Consider the following 20072-nt stretch of genomic DNA (forward strand, 5'->3'; position numbering starts at 1 on the left):
TTACGCCTGACGACCATAGCACGCGTGAACCACCTGATCCCATGCCGAACTCAGAAGTGAAACCGCTTAGCGCCGATGGTAGTGTGGGGTCTCCCCATGCGAGAGTAGGTCATCGTCAGGCACTTATTTAGAAACCCCGGCCATCTGGTCGGGGTTTTGTCGTTAAGGGGTCTCTCCCTGGAGCCGTTCGTCGGGAACGAACGGGAACCGCTTCAGCGGGCCCGAAGGGCGAGTCTCAGGATGAGACGAGTAAAGTCGCGGAGCGCCGCCCGGGTCATCGTCAGGCACTTATACCGCAAAGAACCCAGCCAACCGGCTGGGTTTTTTGTTGCGCGCTCGATAAGCGTGCCATTATCAGGCCCCGGGTACGCTGTGCTCGGGGCTTTTTGCTGTGTGCACGAAGGGGGAGTGAAAAACCATAAGCGGGGAAGGGCGAATAGCATTTTTCATGCATTTATTATTCACCCATCCCGTTCATTTCTAAGGTGCGGGCACTGGCCACCTTCCTATTCGCATAAGTGGCTCTTTTGATCGACGTTAGCGGTGGTACTGCTTCTCGCGTTCGGGTTGCCAGAGAATCGCGTCTACTCGCAGGCGAGCATTTTGCTGATTGGGCAGCGGCCAGTCGATGGTGTCGCCCACTTTGAGCCCTAATAGGCTGGCTCCAATGGGGGCCATGATCGAAATAGCGTCTTTCGTCGTGCTGAGAGAGTGCGGGTACACCAGTGTACGCACCATCTGCTGGTTACGCGTTAGGTCAGTGAACTGAATCTGGCTGTTCATACTGACGACGTTGTCGGGAATGTCTTCAGGATCCACTACTTCTCCGCGACTAAGCTCGTCTTGTAAAAGCTCAGCCACCATTTGATCCTTGTCGGTGGCGTTATCTATCAAGCGCTGCAGACGATCTGCGTCGAGACGATTAATCAAGAGGGGAGGACGCTGCCCCATGATGCTCTCCTTGGCAAACGCGGCCGAACGACACGGCGTGCGTTGTTAGTCAAATGGTACTGTCTGGCATAAAAAAAGCCCCACCAAGAAGGAAGGACTCAAGATACTGTTTGGATAGTGTACGACACTTCTAATGAAAAGACGACGCGCTTAGAGCGAGGCGCGCAAAGTGCTATGATGCAGGCCGCCGAGCGAGCAAGTGATAAATATCGCATTTATGGATTGCAAATGATTTTGAGGTGAAAGGTGAGCGATACGGTACCCACGTCATGGCTTGTTTACTGCCGACCAGGGTTTGAAAACGATGCGTTAGCAGAGATGCAGCATCATGCACAGCAACTTGACGTGCCCTGTGAGTCGGTGCGAGGTGAAGGTTGGGTAAGTGTCACGCGCCAAGACGGAGAGGCCATTAACGATTTACATCGTCGGGCCGCCTTCCATCGACTCATCTTCGCCAGACAGAGCTTAGCGGCGCTACCTGCGTTAGCATTGTCGCGTGATGATAGGCTAACGGCTATCTTGGAGCAAATCAAAGCAAGCCGTTGGAGTTTTGAAGACATTTGGCATGAAACGCCGGATACGAATGAGGGAAAAGCGTTAGCGGGTTTGATCAAGGCGTTGACCAAGCCATTGCAAAGCATGCTGAAAAAGCGAGGAGCGCTTCGCAAAAAAGCGGGTGGCCGACGTTTACACATATTTTGGACCGATGGTGACCGTGTCCAGCTAGGGATGAGTTTTCCTGATAATCGCAGCGAGCTCATCAACGGAATTCGTCGGTTGCGTTTTCCTTCACGCGCGCCCAGCCGCTCGACGTTGAAGTTGGAGGAAGCTTGGCACGAATTCATACCCAGAGACGAGTGGGATGAGCGTTTGGCCGCGCACATGCAAGCGGCAGATCTTGGGGCAGCGCCGGGCGGCTGGACATGGCAGTTAGTGCAGCGTGGTATGTATGTCTATGCCATCGATAATGGCCCCATGAATAAGCAGCTCATGGACACTGGGCAAATCGATCATCTACGTGAGGATGGTTTTGCGTGGGAGCCGCCCCAGCGATTGGATTGGCTGGTGTGTGACATTGTCGATAAGCCAGTACGCGTATTGGCCATGGTTGAGCGCTGGTTAACGCGCAAATGGTGTAGGGAGGCGATTTTCAACCTCAAACTGCCGATGAAAAAGCGTTGGGATGAAGTGACACGCTGTCTGGCGGCACTGGAAGAAACATTGGCGGCGTCTGGGGTCCACGCCACGATTCGATGCCGCCACCTCTATCACGATCGCGAAGAAGTGACGGTACACGTCAGATTAGCGCATTAGTATGGCAACTGCTGTGTCCTAGTAGCCCGGCTCGTAGATGCGGATGGTTTCATCTTCCGTGAGCAACGGTAAAATACGCTGCATGGCCATGGCGCGCTCTTCGCTCCCGTGCCACTCTTTCCAGGCGCGCAGGTCGCGCCATTTGGTGATCATCAAACGGCGGTCGGTGTGGCCAAGCTCTACCAAGGTTTCACCACCAACGAAGCCCCGGACACCCAGAGAGACACGCATGGCCTCGCGTGCGGCCTGTTCATATTCGTCTTCTAAACCGGGCATAATGCGTCGTTCAATGATGATTTTTATCATAGGTCCGTTTCCTAACCGAGAGAGTCGATGACTGATACTACGGATGATTCCACCGCGTTCGATACGGCATTAGATACCACAGGGCTTTATTGCCCAGAGCCCATTATGTTGATGCATAACAAAGTGCGAGATATGGCGTCGGGCCAAATCTTGAAAGTCGTGGCGACCGATCCTGCCACCACTCGTGATGTGCCAAAGTTCTGCCAATTTCTTGGCCACGAACTGTTACATAAGGAGAGTGAGGGCGATCAATACGTCTACTTTATCCGCTTAGCATGACCCTGTGGAGAGAGACAAGGCGTTTACCGACTAAAGAGTAAACGCCTTGCATAGAGGATTATGGATGGTCACTACTGGGTACGACCATCATGGCAAGTGCCTCTAGTGTGGCTGGGTCCTCGTCCAAAATGCGGTTGGCAATGTGGCGCTGGAAGAAGTAGACGGTTTGATGCTGGGAGTGGGCATCGTAAAGGCATTCATCCCCCAGTAAGATCGGTGTCATAGTGGCCTTTTGCTCATCTGCCAAGACCGCCTCGACGCTGCCATTGCTATAAAGGCGCCATCCATACACCGGCTTCATGTGCCAAGGAGCGCTAGGGTGATTCATGCAGAGCGCATGAGTGCCTAACGTGTCGGGAAGCTGCTGAATCAGTGTGACGTCGCCAGATGATTCATACTCGAAGTAACCGGCTGCCGCGATCAGCTCATCGTATTTGTGGTCAGGCGGAGTGTCGAAGATTTCGTCTGTCTCTGGGTCACGATAACCAACGAAAACACCACTCTCATGACTATCTAGCTCATGACAAGCAACGAGTGACTCCATCCAAGGAACGAGGCCAACGACACTACCATCTTCTCTCAGCCCCCAAGCAAGAATCGGCAGGCCGTAGTAGGTGTCGGGACTCGCAGCGAGCTGGTAGACCATCTCTAATCCATCTAGCTCTGGGGCTAAACGCACTAAATACTTTCGCGCCTGATGACGCTGACGCACGGTTTCCAGGTCGATGACCTGGGCAGAGCGAGTTGACAGGGGTGCGCCCATGGTGTCCCTCCTTGTACTGCGTGGCCACGACGTTGGCAAGCAGCGATCACCGCCTGCCGCTACCTTCACCAATAGCACAGCTTGACCGTCAGGTTAAGCGTAAACATGATTTTTAGTCAGGTGTACAAGTAGTGTGTGCGCTCTTTAACGCGGTATGTTCTTTCCAGGTCGATTGAAATTGCGACCACGGTGCCTCTGGATTATCCAGTGAGAGCCAGTCGCGTTGGTAAGTAGCAACAGCATCGGGAGGTGTGATTGGGTGGGCATCGATCAATTGATTGACGCTAACGAGCCATTGCTGTGAGTGAGTGGCCATCGTCTCGATCCAAACGGGTGTGTCCACGGTGAGACAGGCTTCTTCGTCAGAGGTCTGCGTGAGCAGTTGATTAGCTTCACGGAGTCGCTGTTCCGCGAGGAGGAGCGCGCGCAGAACCTCTGCCGTAAGCGGTCGTTCCTGTAATGTCTTAAGGTGATTCTCAAGTCGTGAAGAGTCTTGCTCCCATCGATGGCTGAACTGCTCATTGACCATTTGACGAAGATAAGTGAGGGCAGCTAGCTGCTCGCTAATGTCGTCCGTCCCCCCTGGGGGTAGTGGGCTGCTAGCCCTGGAAAAGCTTTTTTCCCACTCGTCGGAATCGAAGATGGCGTTCCAGCTCACAGCGGGTAGCTGCTCGGTTTTTAGATCGGTTAGCTGCGCCAAGCGTGCTTTGTCGTCATCGCCTAGAGTGTTGGGGATATCGCTATTCCAGCAAGCGTCCAAGCGTTGCCATAGAGAGCGTTCATAAAGCCAGTGCTGGCTGGGAGGGGCGACACGGCCCAACTGATTATTGCGGGCAGCAATCAAGGACGTAATTTGGCACTCACGCAGCGCGTAGATGTTGAGCATGCCGTCGCGGGTTTCTGGCACGTCGATCAAGCGCTGCTGACGCTCAGGGAAAGCACCTATGTTACGCGGCTCTGATCGCGTTGGCAGTGGTGTATCGAGCGCCGCTGCCAACTGCTGGTGGTATTGCTCCCAGGCGTGCTCAGCGCTGTCGTCACTACACCCAACAAGTAAAAAAACCGTAGCGACCGGCCTCCAGAGGGTGCGGAATGGTTTGGGCATACATCACTCCTGTCGACTGATCCTTTTTAAACGCCAAGCCAATAAACAGGCAGCTGTGCTGAGGCCCGCAATCAACCCAATCCAGTAGCCGTGTACACCCAACGGGTCAGACACACTCCCCAGGCCGTAGGTTCCTAGCCAGTGCCCGCCTCCCAAACCAACGATCCAGTAAGAGAGCACGGTAATTACCATCACGATCCGCGTATCTTTGTAGCCTCTGAGTGCGCCAGCCAAGTTGACTTGTAAGGAGTCAGAAAGCTGAAAAATCACCGCCAGTGAAATGATGGTAAGCGCTAACGCTTGAATATCTGCATTCGAGGTATAAAGCGATATCACCCAGGGCGCAGTGAACCACAATAGCGTGCTATTGATGGCAGCAACAATGACGCTGATGACGATACCATTCCAAGCCACTTGGCGCGCCATAGTCAAGCGCTGTTGGCCAAGCGTGTTACCTACGCGAACGGTCAGTGCCATGCTCAACGACATCGGTAACATGAACAGAATGGTCGTATAGCTGAGCGCGATTTGGTGCGCGCCAACGGTCACTTCACCGAAGCTGGCAATGAATAACGCGATCAGCGTGAACAGCGTGACTTCGACGAAAATAGCCACCCCGATCGGCACCCCTACGACGACGAGCTCGCGAATGCCCGCTAAACGAGGTGGCGTCAGCTGCTGCCATAATGACACGCTGCGATAGGTGTTGCCGCGGCGAGTGTAAAGCGCCATAGCGATGGCCATGGTCCACATGGATATGGCGGTGGCAATGCCACAGCCAAAAGCACCCAGTGCCGGGAGCTGCTGCCAACTGACGGGTGCGAGATCGCCAAACAGAATCGACAAACCCTCGCCGCCGTAGATGAGTAAATAGTTACAGGGGACATTGACGGCCAAACCGATCAAGCTGATCCACAGGGCGGGGCGGGTGTGGTTCATGCCATCCGAAAAGGCGCGTAGTGCTTGGAAGAGAGCAATGCCCGGCATGCCAAACGCCACAGCGCTAAGGTAGGCAGCGGACTCCTTTGCAACGCTCGACGGCACGTCCATGCGTTCGAAAATAGGCGCCACGGCGACCCATAGCAAGATTGCGGAGAGTAGGCCCAATGCCAACGCTACCCACAAAGCTTGATGCACGGCTGGGCGAATGGCGTCGTGGCGCTGGCCACCCAGCAAGTGTGCCACGATGGGCGTCAAGCCCATGAGGGTGCCGGTCATGAAGAGCATCAGCGGCATCCATAAGCTCGACCCGACAGAGACCGCCGCCAAGTCGGTGGCGTTGTGCCTGCCCGTCATCATGACATCCACTACGCTCATGCCCGCTTGAGCCAGCTGTGCACCACAAATCGGCAGTGCCAATGTGACCAGCGTGCATGTTTCTGGCCAGTAGATGGATTTGATATCGCTAGTAAAGCCGCCCAAAGTATGGCTCCTGTTTAGCAAAGAGACCTAAGAAAAGTCGATAGAGTAGCAGGAGTCGCTGTGCTTTGCCGTCTCCTCTTTAGCCTTGTGGAGGGGCAGGGGTATACTGCGCGAAATGCATCACGAAAGTATCAACATGGTCACACACGAAAAAGAGCGTTGGTCGCTCGACGATATCAGGGCGCTGTTCGATGGTGTGTTTTTAGAGCAGTTTCAAACGCGTCTCGTCAAAGGGGGCGATGAGCCACTTTATCGTCCCGCAAGTGCCGAGTTTCCGTACCATCAAGTTATTTTTGCTCGTGGTTATTTTGCCAGCGCGCTTCATGAAATTAGCCATTGGTGTATCGCAGGGGAAAAGCGGCGGCAGCTCGAAGACTATGGCTACTGGTATCTACCGGATGGTCGGAATGCCGAACAGCAGCAGGCCTTCGAGCGAGCAGAAATTGCGCCACAGGCCCTCGAACGACTGTTCGCTCATGCCTGTGGGCGCACGTTCCACGTCAGCGTTGACAACTTAGGGGGGGAGGTCGAGGTAGACCGAGACGCCTTCGCCGCAAAGGTTGCTGCAAGAGCGCAGACCTATTTATATGAGGGGTTACCGCTGCGCGCCAACGCTTTTCATACAGCGTTGGAGCACTATTACCAGAAACACGCCTCTCTCGATGACGCCATTGACAAGGGAAGAGCGCAGCTAGCGGCATGTGCCGCGGTTTAATCCTGTATGTTTAACTGGCGGTGGAGGGTCAGCATCACTTCTATTTCGTGCTCAGGGCGCATCGGTTCCAGGCCAAGATCGTTGAAGGCTTCGCTACGTAGGCGATGCCACTCTCCGGCATCCAACCGGTCGTAGAGCACCTTGGCCGGTGCAAGTTCAACGAAAGGATCCAGACCATAAGTATCGAAAAGCCTGGCGAGCGCGGCTTCGTCTTCGCCGTTATCGCTGGTATAGAGAGTCGCTGAGAAGTGGTCGTTCTCCAGCTCGCGAATCACGTCCAGCGGGCTGACCCCTAAACTCTCCAACTCTTCGATACTGTACGCGCCCATGACGTTGCTGTCTTCGTCGATCCAGCTATCGTCAGGCTGAATCAGCGTTTGTTTGATACGTCCATCGGGCAGCGACCAGGCGATGGAGAGCGGCAGGCCATGGTCTTCGCCTGTTTCGATGGCAATGAAGCCAGGATAGTCAGCCACGCAGTTGCTCCTTTTAAGCATCAGCATTCAATACGGAAAAAACGTCGGGCGGTCTGCGTCGAAGCAGCCCCCAGCTCGGTGTCGCTTACCTCATGCCAACGGGCGATCTCTTGCACGATCCATGGCAGCAAAGCCGGTTCGTGTCGGCGTCCCTTCAATTTAGCAGGCAAATTCCGGGGCAGTAGGTAAGGGCAGTCGGTTTCCACCATCAGTCGGTCCAACGGAATGTCGCGCACCACTTCGCGTAGATGATGCCCTCGGCGCTCGTCGCAAATCCAGCCGGTGAGGCCGATGTGTAGGTCTAGGTCCAGATAGCCATGCAGGGTCGCTCGATCCGCCGTAAAGCAGTGTATCACTGCCTCACTAATGTCATCTCGCCAGTGGCGGAGGATATCCCGCATACGCGCTCCTGCATCCCGCTCATGTAGAAACAGTGGCAGGCCGCTTTCTGCCGCCAGTGCCAGCTGGGCTTCGAAGGCATGCTCCTGCTGCGCTGGGGTGGAAAAATTGCGATTAAAATCCAACCCGCACTCTCCAACCGCCACCACTTCCGGCATGCCATAGAGCCGTCGCATCTCTTGGGCGACCGTGTCGGTCCATCCACTGGCATCATGAGGGTGAACGCCCGCCGTTGCGTGAACCCCCGGGTACTGCTGCGCCATGTGCACAGCCTGCTTAGCGTGGGCGATATCGGTGCCGGTCACGATCAGCGTCGTAACATTGGCCGCCTTGGCCCGCGCTAGCACGTTATCCAGGTCGTGCTGGAAGCTTTCGTGGGTCAAGTTCGCGCCAATGTCCACCAAGGGTGTCTCGGGGCGAAATTGCAGTGCTTCGGGTAAAAACGTATCGGCCTCAATGCTTGCCAAACTGTATTCCTCCGCCATGGGTCATTAACGCTATTGTAACGCTGGCGGCTCACAACCACTAATGCGCCTACAATCTGCACGCGGTACGAATGGCACGAATTGCAAAAAAACTGGCTTGTTAGGTAAACAGTAGCCGGGTGTTTACTTTTACTATGCAAGGGGTCCATCGAATAAATGCACAGTAAATACTCCTTCAATAACAACAATAGACAGGTATAAATCATGCAATTATCACGTCACTTCGCAATGACAGCGCTATCCGCTGCGGTGCTTACGGCCGCCTGTGCGCCCCAGGTAATGGCCAATGAAGGGATCTCGGATAACGAAATTCGTATTGGTTATCTAGCTGATATGTCTGGGGTTTACCGTGACCCCATCGGCCCCCTTGGTGAGGATGCCATTCATATGGCCATAGAAGATGTGGGGGGTAGCGTGCAGGGTGCCAATATCGTTGTGTTTAGTGCCGACGACCGAAATAGTCCCGACGTGGGCTCCAGCGTCGTGCGTGAATGGATCGACGAGCGTAACGTGGATATGGTCACAGGCTTGGTGGCCTCAACGGTCACATTGGCGGCGGTGAGCTTGTTGCAAGAGGCCGATAAGCTGGGGTTAGTGAACGGCGCGGTTTCATCTGGAGTGACCAATGAGCACTGTTCTCCCAATCATATTCATTGGGTTTATGACACCTGGGCAATGTCTAATGGTACTGCTAAAGCGATTACGCAAGAGGGCTACAAAAATTGGTACTTATTGAGCGCTGACTACTCGTTTGGTCACGCACTTGAAGCGGACGTCGAGCGTGTCGTCACTGAAAATGGCGGGACCATCGTAGGGCGCGCCCGCCACCCCTTCCCCAACAACGATTTCTCATCGTTTATGCTGCAGGCGCAAGCGTCTGGGGCGGATGTCATCGCCCTGAACAATGCCGGTGGGGACACTATCAACGCAGTGCAAACAGCAGGGGAGTTTGGGGTTACCCAAGCAGGCCAGGTGTTGGCAGGGATGGTGCTGTTTAGTACTGATATTCGCAGTATTGGACTTGAGAATGCGCAGGGTCTGCAGTTTACCAAGGCGTGGTATTACGACCTCAATGAAGAGACGCGTGACTGGGCGGAACGTTTTCGTGAGCGCACGGGCAGCATGCCGACCATGGTGCACGCCGGAATTTATTCCAGTACGCGCCACTACCTAGAAGCCATTGCCGCGGTAGGCACCGATGATACACAAACGGTTCGCCAGCAGATGGCCGATACGCCGATTAACGATATCTTTGCCACGAATGGCTATATCCGAGAAGACGGTCGCATGGTGCACGATATGTATCTTGTCGAAGTGAAAACACCGGAAGAGTCGGCCAATGAAGATGACTTGTTCCGCATCGTGCGGACTATCCCCGCAGAGGAAGCGTTCAGGCCGCTGTCTGAAAGCGTCTGCCCATTGGTAACGAGTTAATCCATCGCTGAAGCCTTTTAGACCATAACAATAAGGACTTAGCATGACGCTTGCCGACTCAATCCATCGTAATACTATTGGCGCTGCGCTTAACCGCAGCGCAGGTAAATATCCTCAGCAGCTGGCTCTTCGCTTCGCTGAGCGCTCTTGGAGCTATCACACCCTCAATGCTGCCGCTAACCAAGTGGCTAACGCCCTTTTGGAGGCAGGGCTGGTGCCAGGAGACCGCCTAGCCGTTTATGGCAAAAACTCCGACGCCTACGTGATTGCTTGGCTGGCAGCGGTTAAGGCTGGGCTGGTGCATGTTCCGGTCAATTTTGCCCTGAGTAGTGAGGAGCTTGGCTACATTTTGCAGCAGTCAGGCGCTAAGGGAGTGCTGAGTGATGCGTCGCTGGCTGACAAAGTGTGTGAGGCCACTCAATCCATCACGCTGACGGTGAATGGCACCTTGCATGCTGTAGAGCCTAGCGGCTTCGATGTATTAGCCAGCGTCGGTTCGTCCCACTCAAGTAAAGAACCTGACGTCGCGCTAGAAGGGAGTAGCCTTGCCCAGCTGCTCTACACCTCGGGCACGACCGCCGCGCCCAAGGCCGCGATGATGAGCCATCAGGCGCTAATGGCTGAATACATGGCGTGTATGGTGGAGCTGGATATCAAAGGCAATGAGGCGATGTTGGCCGCATTGCCGCTTTACCACTCAGCGCAAATGCACGTGTTTTTAATGCCTGCATTACTGCTCGGTGCCCCGGTCACTCTTTTGGAGGCGCCGCTGCCCGAAAGCTGCTTAGCGGCCATGGCTCAACACCAGATTAGCTCTTTTTTTGCGCCGCCTACGGTGTGGATAAGCCTCTTACGCCATCCGCAGTTCGGCCAGCACGACCTCTCTTGCCTGAAAAAAGCCTACTACGGTGCCTCCATTATGCCGGTGCCCGTACTCGAAGAGATGCAGCAGCGCTTTAGCGGTGTGGGGTTATACAACTGTTACGGCCAAAGCGAAATAGCGCCCTTGGCGACTGTTTTACGACCCGAAGAGCATGTCGAGCGCCCGGCATCGGCGGGTCGTCCGATTCTCACGGTAGAAACGCGTATCGTCGATTTAGAGGGAAACGATGTCGCCCCAGGGGAGCACGGTGAAATCGTGCATCGCTCGCCGCAGCTCATGGTGGGTTACTGGGATAAGCCCGAGATGACCGCTGAAGCGTTTCAAGGCGGTTGGTTTCACTCAGGGGATGTCGGTTATGTCGACGAGGCGGGATATCTATACATTGTTGATCGCATTAAAGACGTGATTAACACCGGCGGTGTGTTGGTGGCCAGCCGCGAAGTGGAAGAGGCGCTGTTCAAGCACGAGGCGATTTCTGAGGTGGCGGTGATAGGTCTGCCGGATGAAAAGTGGATCGAAGCGATTACGGCAGTGGTGGTATTAAAAGAGGGCCAGGCAGTCAGTGAAGAAACGCTGATTCACCACGTCAAAGGCATCATGGCGCCTTACAAAGTCCCTAAACGGATCGTCTTCACCGACGCACTCCCCAAAAGCACGGCGGGAAAAATTTTAAAGCGCCATCTGCGTCATGATCTCAAGGAGTCATGATGGACGAGCAGACGCACGCGCTTTTTCACACCATGATAACCCGCTGCTTAGCACAGGAAGTCGCGCCGTATTACCCACAGTGGGAAGAGGCTGGCGAGATTCCACGTTCGTTATGGCAGGCACTAGGAGCCGCTGGATTGCTTGGGATAGATCTAGAGGAGACGTACGGCGGCTCTGGAGCGGATATTGCCATCACACAGTTGGCGCTTGAAGAGATGTCTCGCCATGGCTTTGGTGGCCTTGCCAGTGCCTACAACATTCACGCCAATATCGTGATGCCCTATGTACTGAATCTGGGGTCGCCTGAACAAAAAGAGACATGGCTGCCGCGAATGGCTCAAGGTGAGTGCTTAGGAGCGATTGCCATGAGCGAACCTCATGCAGGCAGTGACTTGGCCGCAATGAGAACGCGTGTCACCCCAACAGATCAGGGTTGGCAGCTCGATGGCAGCAAACTGTTTATCACCAACGGTCAAGTAGCTGACCTGGTGATTGTCTGCGCAAAAACGGATCCTACTGCTGGCGCAAAAGGGGTCTCGCTATTTTTGGTGGACACCACGTTGCCTGGTTTTTCCCGGGGTAAGCCGATCAAAAAAATAGGTCAGCATGCCAGTGATACGGCGGAGCTAGCCTTCGATCAATTACAGCTGCCTGCCAACGCGCTACTAGGTGAAGAGGGCGAAGGATTTCGCTACCTCATGCAAGAGCTGCCCCGGGAGCGCTTGGGGGTAGGCGCTCAAGCGTTGGGGGCGATAGAAGGGGCGCTGGCGCTAACGCTTGAGTACGTCACCCAGCGGGAAGCCTTCGGCCAGCGAATCGGCGATTTTCAAAATACTCGTTTTACGCTGGCGCAGATTAAAGCCCAACTGGAGATGGCAAGGGCCTATTTTGAGCAGTGTGTCGAACGGTATCGACAAGGCACCATGAGCAGTACCGATGCCGCTATTCTCAAGTTACAGCTGAGCGAGCTGCAGTGCCAGGCGATCGATCGCTGCTTGCAGCTATTTGGTGGCTACGGCTACACCCAGGAGTACCCCATTTCACGCTTTTATCTGGATGCACGGGTACAAACGATTTATGCCGGCAGTTCTGAAATCATGAAAGAAGTGATCGCGCGCTCGCTGCTGGGCAAAGCTTCTGAATAGGCGGAAAGCGTGAGCGTGTCATGTTCAACAAGGAGAAGATATGCAGCTGGATAGCGTAGTCATCGTGGGCGGTGCACGTACGGCCATCGGTGGGTTTGGCGGGGCGCTGTCATCGTTTGCCCCGCACGAGTTAGGTACCATCACGGCCATAGAGGCTCTACGCCGAGCTGGGGTAGACGGCGCCGATATTGATCACTCAGTGTACGGTCATATTATTACCACCGGCCCACAAGATGCCTACTTGGCTCGCCATGTTGCGCTCGATGCAGGCGTCCCTAAAGAAGCCGGCGCCTTTAATGTAAATCGGCTGTGCGGCTCCGGAGTCCAAGCGGTGGTGTCAGCGGCGCAGCAAATTGCCATGGGTGATAGCCGTCTTGCCTTAGCAGGCGGTGCCGAAACCATGTCCCGTGGTGCCTACGTATTGGCTCCCCAGGCGCGTCATGGCATCCGGATGGGTGACACTTCCCTTCAAGACTTGACCCTGGGAGTGCTCAGCGACCCATTTGGCAGTGGTCACATGGGGCTCACCGCTGAAAATATCGCTCAGCAGTATGGATTGAGTCGTGAGCAGTTGGATCAGTTCGCCCTCGATAGCCATCAAAAAGCAGCGCGGGCGATATCAGAAGGGCGTTTTGATACTCAAATCGTGCCAGTTGAGGTGACGAAAGGTAAGCAAACGCTGGCCTTTGCCCGTGATGAGCATGTCCGCGAGGGTGTTGAGCTCAGTGATTTAGCACGTCTAAAACCTGCGTTCAAACGCGGCGGCGTGGTCACGGCTGGCAACGCCTCGGGTATTAATGATGGCGCGGCAACGCTGGTCTTGGCTCATGCCGAAGAGGCGCAGACTCGGGGGCTCACTGTGCGTGCGCGGCTTCGAGTCGCCACCACCGCGGGTGTGGAGCCATCGCTGATGGGGTTAGGGCCGATTCCTGCGGTCAAGCGCTGCCTAACGCAGGCAGGGCTAACGATCAACGATATCGATGTGATTGAATCCAATGAAGCGTTCGCGGCCCAAGCGATGGCAGTGGCCGCGACGCTCGGCTTTCCGCTCGAAAAGCTCAATCCCAATGGTGGAGCGGTGGCGCTTGGCCACCCCGTGGGGGCGACGGGCGCCATCTTAATCTTGAAGGCGCTGCATGAGTTGGAGCGTATTCAGGGGCGCTTTGGATTGATTACGCTCTGCATTGGCGGTGGGCAAGGCATCGCGCTGTTGATCGAGCGCTAAGCCGCCCCGGTATCCAACAACAATCAAAGGTAGGTCTTATGTCGACGATAACGCCAAAACTGCTTCCTTCGACGTCCTCTGCCACCAACCCTCCCATGCTGATCAAGGATCTGCTGGAGTCCGGTGTGCGCATGGCGGGCAACAATCAGATTGTGTATCGCGATCAAACCCGTCACGACTACCGTCGGTTTCAAGAGCGTGTTCATCAGCTGGCCCACCTTTTAACCTCACAAGGCGTTCAGGCCGGTGACGTGGTGGCCGTGCTCGATTGGGACAGCCACCGCTATCTAGAGTGTTTTTTCGCCATTCCCATGATCGGTGCGGTGCTACACACGGTGAATGTCCGCTTAGCGCCTGAGCAGATCCTATACACCATGGAACACGCGGAAGATGCCTTTGTGCTGGTGCATGAAGACTTTGTGCCCCTGTTGGAACCGCTGGCCCATCAGTTGCCCAATATTCGCGGTTATCTACTCTGCCAGGAAACCACCCAGGAAGTGACCACTCCGCTCCCCCTGGTGGGAGAGTTTGAAACGCTGCTGGCTGAGCAACCCAGCCACTATGAGTTTCCCACGTTCGATGAAAATGGCGTGGCCACCCTGTTCTACACCACCGGTACCACGGGCAATCCGAAAGGGGTGTTTTTCACCCACCGTCAGCTTGTGTTGCACACGCTAGGTGAAGCCAGCACGTTCCAAGCGCCCGGCTTCGAGCTGCTGAACCGAGATAAGGTGTATATGCCGATTACGCCGATGTTTCACGTGCATGCCTGGGGCGTCCCTTACACCGCCACGCTGTTAGGGGCGACACAGGTGTATCCGGGCAAATACGAGCCCGAGATGCTGGTGAAGCTGCTGGTCAGTGAAAAGGTCGATTTTTCGCACTGTGTACCGACGCTGCTCAACATGGTGGTCAGTGCCGAGGCGATTGCGTCGAAGAAGGTCGATCTAACTGGCTGGAAGGTTCTGGTAGGCGGCAGCGCACTGACTCAGGCATTGGCAAGTCGTGCCTGGGCGTTGGGGATCGATACCCGTAGCGCCTACGGGATGTCGGAAACCTGCCCGCTGCTCACGGCCGATATATTACCGAAAGAAGTCACTGAGGCTGACTTCGAGCATCAGCTTCCGTGGCGCTGCAAAGCGGGGCTTCCGGTGCCGTTTGTCAGGCTGCAGGTGGTCGATCTCGACGGCCAACCGCTCCCCCACGATGGTAAAAGCGTGGGCGAAGTGCGTGTTCAAGCGCCTTGGCTCACCCAGGCTTACTATAAAGAAGAGCAGCGCAGTGAAGAGCTGTGGCAGGATGGCTGGCTGCATACCGGGGATGTGGGATCGCTGGACGAGCACGGCTTCCTATCGATTAGCGACCGCATTAAAGACGTCATCAAAACGGGCGGCGAATGGCTGTCATCGTTGGAGTTGGAAAGCTATATCAGCCAGTGCCCCGGGGTTGCTGAAGTAGCAGTGATTGGCGTGGCAGATGATAAATGGGGGGAGCGACCGGCTGCGCTGGTGGTGCCCAGTGATATCGAGCAACCGCCTACCGTTGAAGCGATTCAGGGCTTTATGGAGCAGTTTGTTGCGCAAGGAAAGCTGAACCGTTGGGGCGTTCCCTCGCTGATCCGTATCGTCGATGAAATCCCCAAAACCAGCGTCGGCAAGCTAGATAAAAAGCGCATCCGCACGGAGATATAAACGCCAACGTTTCACCCTGTCGCCTGCGCCTTACGGTAGGCGGCAGGGGAGTTTCCCGTCCACTGCTTGAAGGCGCGGCTGAAGCAGGCTAAGTCCTCAAAGCCCAGCGTTTCAGCGATGGAGGAGAGCGTCCGATGGCTTCGGGTGAGCGCTTGAATCGCATAGTCACGGCGGTACTCATCTTTCACGGCTTGGAAGTGCGTCCCCTCCAGTCGTAAATGCCTCGATAGTGTTCGAACGGAGACATGCAGTGCCTCGGCGACCTCTTGCACGGTACACGCATCCGGCAGGTGACGGCTGAGATGCTCTCTCACCCGGTGAGTCGCTAAACGATCTTCAAACGAGACATAGAACCAATCCGCGGGGGCGCGCTGTAAAAAAGCCCCCAGGTGCCGCTTCGTTTGCCGGATAGGCTGCTCCAATAGCGACTTATCGAAGTAAACGGCCGTTTGTGGCTGATCGAATTTTACTTTGCCAGGGTAGAAGTAGAGGTAGTCGGCACTGTGTGTGGGTTGCGGATAGCTGCACTCCATCAACACGGGCGGTATCTTGCGAGCGATCAACCATGAAGCGATGCCATGAAAAAGCTTGAGCATTAATTCGTGCACGAAAATACGGCTGCCCGGCAGCGGCGCATGCTCCTCGAGCGCCATCCTCGCTAGGTCGTTGTCGATGGTAAAGGTGTAGCCAAAGTCATCCAGCATGATGCGAAAAAACTGGGTGTAGCGATGGAGGGCTACCTGGAGCGTTGGCGCGTCCAACATACTCAAGCAAAGCAGCTTGAGCGTTCCGCAGCGTAACGGGCGGGAGAAAAAGCGCGGCGTTTCATCGTCTAACTCGACGGCCAGCCGACGATATAACTCCGCGAACTGCTCGACGGTAACACGCCCGTGAGGGGCGCTGAGTAAAAAGGGGGAAATGCCCGCCTGTACTAGATAATGCGTGGGGGGCTGCCCCGCAAATGTAAGGCCACGAAAGAGTTCGTTGACGAAATGCATGGAGACGGTAACTGTCACGGTGATTTCACCTTGCCCGCATCTTTAAACACCGCTTTATAGTCGTGATCCTTCCGTGACGTTAGCACGTTGTCTCGCTTGGCTCTACAAGGGTGCATCGTAATTCGGAAGCATGCGTTACACTGTGCGCCTCACGATGAAGGAGGACACTGCGTGACCCTGTTACGACTCGAACAGCTGCAACTCGCTTACGGCACCCAAGTACTGCTCGATCGCGCCGACCTGACGGTTGAAAGAGGCGAGCGGCTGGCGCTGGTCGGACGCAACGGCACCGGTAAATCCACGCTACTCAAGCTCGTAGCGGGCGATATTCAGCCGGATGATGGCACCATTTGGCGCGCCCCCGGTTTGAAAATCGGCGTGCTGGCTCAGGAGCTTCCCGAATCCTCGGGGATGACCATCTTCGATATGGTGGCCCAAGGCCTGCCCGAAGCAGGTGAGCTGCTGTCGGAATATCAACACCTGATCAACGATCCTGACCCGGACATGAATCGCATGGCGACGCTTCAGACGCGGCTCGAGGCCATTGACGGCTGGTCGTTTCATCAGCGTATCGATGTCGTGCTCACACGACTGGGTTTGCCACCCGAAGCGGAGATGAGCGCACTTTCCGGCGGCTGGCGTCGTCGGGTGGCGCTGGCCCGTGCGCTGGTTTCCGAGCCGGACCTACTGCTGCTGGATGAGCCGACCAACCATTTGGACCTCGATACCATCGCGTGGCTGGAAGAGCAGCTGCTCGCTTTCAACGGCGCTGTGCTGCTGATCACCCACGACCGTGCGTTTCTGTCGAAACTCGCCACGAATATTTTAGAACTGGATCGCGGGAAGCTCGGGCGTTATCCCGGTGTCTACAGCGAGTATCAAGAGCGCAAACAGCACGAGCTGGAGGTCGAATCGCGCGAAAATGCATTATTCGATAAAAAGCTCGCTCAGGAAGAGGCCTGGATTCGCCAGGGGATCAAAGCGCGCCGTACCCGTAACGAAGGGCGCGTCCGCGCGCTAGAAGCCATGCGCAATGAGCGCAGCCAACGCCGCGAGCGTCAAGGCACCGCCAATCTCACGGTGGATAGTGGCGAACGCACCGGTAAGCGGGTGGTCGAGCTCAAAGGCGTTACTCAGCGCTTTGGTGATGAGGTGATCCTGCGCAACGTGAACCTGGAAGTGATGCGTGGCGACCGCATCGGCTTCTTGGGGCGTAACGGTGCCGGTAAAACCACGCTGTTGAAAATATTGCTTGGCGAGCTGGCCCCTACCGAAGGCAGCGTACAGTTGGGCACTAATCTCAAAGTGGCCTATTTTGATCAGCTACGGGCCGGCCTCGAGTTGGAAAAAACGGTGTATGACAACGTAGCCCAGGGGAGTGATCGCGTTAGCGTGGGCGGTAAAGACCGCCATGTCATGAGCTACCTGCAAGATTTTCTGTTCACCCCAGACCGCGTTCGTCAGCCAGTGAAAGCGCTTTCCGGTGGTGAGTCCAATCGCCTGCTCTTAGCCAAGTTGTTCACGCAGCCTGCTAACGTGTTGGTGCTGGATGAGCCCACCAACGACCTGGACATGGAAACCCTGGAGCTACTCGAAGAGCTACTGCTCGATTTTGATGGCACGCTGCTTCTGGTTTCCCACGACCGAACCTTCATGGATAACGTGGTGACCAGCATGCTGGCCTTCGAAGGTGAAGGGCGTGTGCGCGAATACGTGGGGGGCTACACCGACTGGATTCGTCAAGGAGGGCAGCTGCCGCCCGCTCCCTGGGAGGGGGCAGCGCGTCAACAAACGGAGCCTACTCGCGCAGCGGAAGAAAAAACGCCACCGGCAATGGCGGCGGAGCCTGCGAAAAAAACCGTCAAGCTCTCTTACAAGCTTCAACGTGAATTGGATGCGCTGCCTGCTGATATCGAACGGCTAGAGAGTGACGTGGAAGCACTTGAGAAAGAGATTGGCGACCCCGCTTTTTATCAGCAGGAAGCCACGGCGGTCACTGCCAAGCTACAGTCACTCGAGAAGGCCCAGCAAGCGTTGGATAGTGCCATGGAGCGCTGGATGGAGTTAGAAGCCATGGCGAACGGAGAATAGAACGCGTAGTGAAATGCCAAAGGCCCCGTGAGGGGCCTTTGAGATTGACAAGTCACTCGTCGCTTTTTTCACCTTTTTTACCCACACGCACGGCGAGCACATCGCACTGTGCGCCGTGAAGAACACCGGTCGACGTAGAGCCCAGTAACAGCGCGAAACCGTGGCGACCATGGGAGCCGACCACGATCAAGTCGACGTTATGCTCATCGGCGAAACGGTGGATCTCGGTGTCAGGCATACCCACGACTACGTGTTGATCGGCGGCGTCGACGTGGGGAGCAGCAATGTCAGCCAAGCGTTTTTTGGCATGATCATCGAGCTGGTCTTGTATGCTGGTGAGGTCCATGGGTATGTCGCCGCCGTAGGCGAATCCCAAGGGTTCCAGAGTGTGCATGATCGAAATTTTCGCGCCGTTGTTGCGCTCGGCAATCGCCACCGCACGCTCAAGGATTTTGTGAGAGTCTTTGGTTAAGTCGACGGCGACCAGGATATGGCGATAGCTCATGGCGTATCTCCTTGGTGATGTGCCACACAGAAAGGCTCTGTTCGATACCTTTACTTTAGGTCTGAAAATGAATCTTAACAACGACCTAGGTCATGGTTTTTAAATATTGCGAGTTGAGTTTGACGAAAAGAGGGTAAGCGTTGCAATGGAATGGTTGATCATCGTTTTTATTCTGATGTTTGTGATTGCGCCAGTCATGTGGTTAAAACCAAGCCCGCGCCAAAAGCGCCAGATGGCGCTGCGCTCCTGCGCAGCGCGTCAGGGGGTGACGGTCAAAATGGCCAAACCGCCGCTCCATCACTTTAGAGGCACCATGCCGGCTTATCGCTGGCACTACGCGCAGTCCGCGCCTGGGCCAGATTTTTTATTGGTGAGAAACTCCAATGCCAGTGAGGCATTAGAGCCCTTTCATGCAGGCTGGCGCTGGCGCATTGCGCCGCTGCGTCCCTTGCCCGATGTGGCCAGCACACACTTACGAACTCTGTTAGAGCGTCTGCCTCAGGATGCGTTGGTATTGGAATCTAACGCCCATTCGCTGACGCTATGGTGGTGGGAATCACAAACCGCCGAGCGGTTTACGCGCTATTTGGCGGATATCGAACCTCTCAAGAAGGCGTTGAGCGGCCTTTCAGACCACCCACCCGCCAAACCGCTAGCGCCAGATGGCGTGGAACAAGGAAACGTCTAATGATTAGGCTGTGGGGCTATCTTGATCCCTTGCCTGAATCGCCAGACCGTTGGATTCGATCAGCGCAAGCCACTTATCCAACTGGTCCAGGTCCTGTTCGCTCAAGCCCGCTAGCATCTCCTGACGCGCAGCCAGTACCACACTATCGATCTGCTCCAGGAGCGGCATGGCGGCTGGGGTAAGATAGAGCCGTTTGCTGCGTCGATCGTTATCGCAGGCGCGACGCTCGACCAGACCTTGCGCCTCCAACTGTCCTAAAGTACGCACCAACGACGGCGCCTCGACACCGATCGCGCGCGCCAAATCACACTGAGGATTGCCTTCCCCCAATTTCCAAAGATGGTACAGCGTCACCCACCGGGTTTGGGTCAGCCCTAATGGTGCCAGCCTGCGATCGAGGATCGAGCGCCACAGATGGGGCAAACGAGCAATACGAAAACCAATTGTTGATGCCATAGGTAACTAACTGCCAAAAGTGTAAGTGAACGA

The 20072-nt window shown here is 55.6% G+C and carries 20 protein-coding genes and 1 rRNA gene; 11 read left to right on the forward strand and 10 right to left on the reverse strand.

The features are described from left to right. Positions 1-5: 5 nt before the first annotated feature. A 5S ribosomal RNA gene (gene rrf / locus MHM37_RS11020) occupies positions 6-121 on the forward strand. A 416-nt stretch (positions 122-537) separates the two neighbouring features. Here the strand turns inward: rrf and rnk are convergent. Next, positions 538-951 (reverse strand): nucleoside diphosphate kinase regulator, encoded by a 414-nt coding sequence (gene rnk / locus MHM37_RS11025; RefSeq protein WP_139528414.1) that lies wholly within the window; start codon positions 949-951, stop codon positions 538-540. Positions 952-1197: 246 nt separating this feature from the next. On the opposite strand from rnk, the gene rlmM reads away from it, so the two are divergent. Then, a complete protein-coding gene (gene rlmM, locus MHM37_RS11030) occupies positions 1198-2265 on the forward strand; it encodes a 23S rRNA (cytidine(2498)-2'-O)-methyltransferase RlmM (protein ID WP_139528415.1) in 1068 nt (355 codons plus the stop codon). An 18-nt stretch (positions 2266-2283) separates the two neighbouring features. Here the strand turns inward: rlmM and MHM37_RS11035 are convergent, their stop codons facing one another. Next, complete coding sequence (locus tag MHM37_RS11035) at positions 2284-2571, reverse strand: antibiotic biosynthesis monooxygenase family protein (protein ID WP_139528416.1); 288 nt, start codon at positions 2569-2571, stop codon at positions 2284-2286. A gap of 27 nt (positions 2572-2598) precedes the next feature. Between MHM37_RS11035 and tusA the strand changes: the two genes are divergently transcribed. Further along, positions 2599-2850, forward strand: a complete 252-nt coding sequence (gene tusA / locus MHM37_RS11040; protein WP_139528417.1) for a sulfurtransferase TusA — start codon at positions 2599-2601, stop codon at positions 2848-2850. A 58-nt stretch (positions 2851-2908) separates the two neighbouring features. Here the strand turns inward: tusA and MHM37_RS11045 are convergent, their stop codons facing one another. From MHM37_RS11045 to MHM37_RS11055, 3 genes are all read right to left on the reverse strand, one after another. Further along, positions 2909-3613, reverse strand: a complete 705-nt coding sequence (locus MHM37_RS11045; protein WP_139528418.1) for a hypothetical protein — start codon at positions 3611-3613, stop codon at positions 2909-2911. Positions 3614-3725: 112 nt separating this feature from the next. After that, positions 3726-4718, reverse strand: coding sequence for a DUF3080 family protein (locus tag MHM37_RS11050; protein WP_139528419.1), 993 nt, complete (start codon positions 4716-4718; stop codon positions 3726-3728). Positions 4719-4721: 3 nt separating this feature from the next. After that, the gene (locus MHM37_RS11055; RefSeq protein ID WP_139528420.1) at positions 4722-6140 is read right to left on the reverse strand and encodes an MATE family efflux transporter; all 1419 of its coding nucleotides are present in this window, start codon (positions 6138-6140) and stop codon (positions 4722-4724) included. Between the two features lie 136 nt (positions 6141-6276). Here MHM37_RS11055 and MHM37_RS11060 point away from each other — a divergent pair, with 136 nt between their 5' ends. Then, positions 6277-6855, forward strand: coding sequence for an elongation factor P hydroxylase (locus MHM37_RS11060; RefSeq protein ID WP_239296689.1), 579 nt, complete (start codon positions 6277-6279; stop codon positions 6853-6855). Here the strand turns inward: MHM37_RS11060 and MHM37_RS11065 are convergent. Both MHM37_RS11065 and MHM37_RS11070 read right to left on the reverse strand, forming a co-directional pair. Beyond that, the gene (locus tag MHM37_RS11065; protein WP_139528422.1) at positions 6852-7331 is read right to left on the reverse strand and encodes a hypothetical protein; all 480 of its coding nucleotides are present in this window, start codon (positions 7329-7331) and stop codon (positions 6852-6854) included. The two genes, MHM37_RS11060 and MHM37_RS11065, sit on opposite strands and share 4 nt — an antisense overlap. A 20-nt stretch (positions 7332-7351) precedes the next feature. Further along, on the reverse strand, positions 7352-8197 hold the full coding sequence (locus MHM37_RS11070; RefSeq protein ID WP_231125664.1) for a TatD family hydrolase: 846 nt from the start codon (positions 8195-8197) through the stop codon (positions 7352-7354). 222 nt (positions 8198-8419) lie between these two features. Here MHM37_RS11070 and MHM37_RS11075 point away from each other — a divergent pair, with 222 nt between their 5' ends. The 5 genes from MHM37_RS11075 to MHM37_RS11095 are packed head-to-tail and all read left to right on the forward strand — an operon-like array spanning position 8420 to position 15301. Then, on the forward strand, positions 8420-9649 hold the full coding sequence (locus MHM37_RS11075; RefSeq protein WP_239296690.1) for an ABC transporter substrate-binding protein: 1230 nt from the start codon (positions 8420-8422) through the stop codon (positions 9647-9649). A 43-nt stretch (positions 9650-9692) separates the two neighbouring features. After that, positions 9693-11240, forward strand: coding sequence for a fatty acyl-CoA synthetase (locus MHM37_RS11080; protein WP_239296691.1), 1548 nt, complete (start codon positions 9693-9695; stop codon positions 11238-11240). Further along, positions 11240-12385: an acyl-CoA dehydrogenase family protein gene (locus MHM37_RS11085; protein ID WP_239296692.1), complete on the forward strand. Its 1146-nt coding sequence runs from the start codon at positions 11240-11242 to the stop codon at positions 12383-12385. The genes MHM37_RS11080 and MHM37_RS11085 overlap by 1 nt, the downstream gene beginning before the upstream one ends. Before the next feature lie 40 nt (positions 12386-12425). Next, complete coding sequence (bktB, locus tag MHM37_RS11090; RefSeq protein WP_139528426.1) at positions 12426-13610, forward strand: beta-ketothiolase BktB; 1185 nt, start codon at positions 12426-12428, stop codon at positions 13608-13610. Positions 13611-13648: 38 nt separating this feature from the next. After that, on the forward strand, positions 13649-15301 hold the full coding sequence (locus MHM37_RS11095; protein WP_239296693.1) for a fatty acid--CoA ligase: 1653 nt from the start codon (positions 13649-13651) through the stop codon (positions 15299-15301). Positions 15302-15312: 11 nt separating this feature from the next. Here the strand turns inward: MHM37_RS11095 and MHM37_RS11100 are convergent, their stop codons facing one another. Continuing rightward, a complete protein-coding gene (locus MHM37_RS11100) occupies positions 15313-16317 on the reverse strand; it encodes an AraC family transcriptional regulator (protein ID WP_219863282.1) in 1005 nt (334 codons plus the stop codon). 153 nt (positions 16318-16470) lie between these two features. Between MHM37_RS11100 and MHM37_RS11105 the strand changes: the two genes are divergently transcribed. Beyond that, the gene (locus tag MHM37_RS11105; protein ID WP_139528429.1) at positions 16471-18390 is read left to right on the forward strand and encodes an ATP-binding cassette domain-containing protein; all 1920 of its coding nucleotides are present in this window, start codon (positions 16471-16473) and stop codon (positions 18388-18390) included. Between the two features lie 52 nt (positions 18391-18442). Here MHM37_RS11105 and MHM37_RS11110 read toward each other — a convergent pair whose 3' ends face one another. Continuing rightward, complete coding sequence (locus MHM37_RS11110) at positions 18443-18895, reverse strand: universal stress protein (protein ID WP_139528430.1); 453 nt, start codon at positions 18893-18895, stop codon at positions 18443-18445. Positions 18896-19040: 145 nt separating this feature from the next. Here MHM37_RS11110 and MHM37_RS11115 point away from each other — a divergent pair, with 145 nt between their 5' ends. Beyond that, entirely contained in the window at positions 19041-19583 is a 543-nt protein-coding gene (locus MHM37_RS11115; protein WP_153843931.1) for a preprotein translocase subunit YajC, read from the forward strand. Positions 19584-19586: 3 nt separating this feature from the next. On the opposite strand, the gene slyA is transcribed toward MHM37_RS11115, so the two are convergent. Further along, on the reverse strand, positions 19587-20039 hold the full coding sequence (slyA, locus tag MHM37_RS11120; protein WP_139528432.1) for a transcriptional regulator SlyA: 453 nt from the start codon (positions 20037-20039) through the stop codon (positions 19587-19589). Positions 20040-20072 lie beyond the last annotated feature (33 nt).

It is taken from the genome of Halomonas sp. MMH1-48 (genome assembly GCF_022348105.1).
Lineage (GTDB): Bacteria > Pseudomonadota > Gammaproteobacteria > Pseudomonadales > Halomonadaceae > Vreelandella > Vreelandella piezotolerans.

Bases quoted from the DNA above. Each gene is read 5' to 3' on its own strand.
- MHM37_RS11075 (WP_239296690.1), top strand. From the start codon at position 8,420: ATGCAATTATCACGTCACTTCGCAATGACAGCGCTATCCGCTGCGGTG.
- MHM37_RS11050 (WP_139528419.1), bottom strand. From the start codon at position 4,718: ATGCCCAAACCATTCCGCACCCTCTGGAGGCCGGTCGCTACGGTTTTT.
- MHM37_RS11115 (WP_153843931.1), top strand. From the start codon at position 19,041: ATGGAATGGTTGATCATCGTTTTTATTCTGATGTTTGTGATTGCGCCA.
- MHM37_RS11080 (WP_239296691.1), top strand. From the start codon at position 9,693: ATGACGCTTGCCGACTCAATCCATCGTAATACTATTGGCGCTGCGCTT.
- MHM37_RS11060 (WP_239296689.1), top strand. From the start codon at position 6,277: ATGGTCACACACGAAAAAGAGCGTTGGTCGCTCGACGATATCAGGGCG.
- MHM37_RS11085 (WP_239296692.1), top strand. From the start codon at position 11,240: ATGGACGAGCAGACGCACGCGCTTTTTCACACCATGATAACCCGCTGC.
- MHM37_RS11035 (WP_139528416.1), bottom strand. From the start codon at position 2,571: ATGATAAAAATCATCATTGAACGACGCATTATGCCCGGTTTAGAAGAC.
- MHM37_RS11110 (WP_139528430.1), bottom strand. From the start codon at position 18,895: ATGAGCTATCGCCATATCCTGGTCGCCGTCGACTTAACCAAAGACTCT.
- rnk (WP_139528414.1), bottom strand. From the start codon at position 951: ATGGGGCAGCGTCCTCCCCTCTTGATTAATCGTCTCGACGCAGATCGT.
- tusA (WP_139528417.1), top strand. From the start codon at position 2,599: ATGACTGATACTACGGATGATTCCACCGCGTTCGATACGGCATTAGAT.
- MHM37_RS11095 (WP_239296693.1), top strand. From the start codon at position 13,649: ATGTCGACGATAACGCCAAAACTGCTTCCTTCGACGTCCTCTGCCACC.
- slyA (WP_139528432.1), bottom strand. From the start codon at position 20,039: ATGGCATCAACAATTGGTTTTCGTATTGCTCGTTTGCCCCATCTGTGG.
- MHM37_RS11045 (WP_139528418.1), bottom strand. From the start codon at position 3,613: ATGGGCGCACCCCTGTCAACTCGCTCTGCCCAGGTCATCGACCTGGAA.
- bktB (WP_139528426.1), top strand. From the start codon at position 12,426: ATGCAGCTGGATAGCGTAGTCATCGTGGGCGGTGCACGTACGGCCATC.